This is a genomic window from Methylobacterium sp. WL8 (assembly GCF_008040045.1).
Taxonomy (GTDB): domain Bacteria; phylum Pseudomonadota; class Alphaproteobacteria; order Rhizobiales; family Beijerinckiaceae; genus Methylobacterium; species Methylobacterium cerastii.
This window is the reverse complement of record NZ_VRVF01000215.1, coordinates 1-471: the sequence shown is the minus strand read 5'-3', so window position 1 is coordinate 471 and position 471 is coordinate 1. Positions and strand designations below refer to the sequence as shown.

At 36.9% G+C, this 471-nt stretch carries 1 protein-coding gene; it reads right to left on the bottom strand.

Going from position 1 to position 471, the window contains the following annotated elements; all coding sequences use genetic code 11:
* Positions 1–471: hypothetical protein (locus tag FV234_RS26435; protein WP_187273812.1), on the bottom strand; the 471-nt coding region annotated here is incomplete at both ends.

Here is a 471-nt window from a genome sequence, read left to right as displayed (position 1 = left end):
CACTGAAATAATGATCTAAGAAAACATCAATACATGCATTGATGCCAGCCTTTGATGCGTACCACTCTAACGAGAGCAGTCCTGAACTTAGAATTAAATCAAAGTCACTTAGGTTGACCCGCTTTCTGCTAAAAAATGAGAGCTTTTTAGTTCGCACGTATGTGTTACAAGGTAAAAAATAGCTAGGAATGTATCCAAAGGCATTGGCTAGAGATAAAAGTGCCATAGCATCACCGGAAGTACTCTCTTTGACTACAATACTGCTTAACCCTCGGTTAGATAATTCGGCAAGTCCATATCTGATTTCCTCTATGGGGGTTAATAAATCTTCTATCTTAATATATCCACTCATCGATTTATTTATAGATAGCTCCACAGCCTTTAAACTAGAGAATAGTTTTTCACCGGTCTCTATCTGATCTTTAAAGACGCAACCCATTTTTTTCAAATATAAATGGTCTTGATCTATGG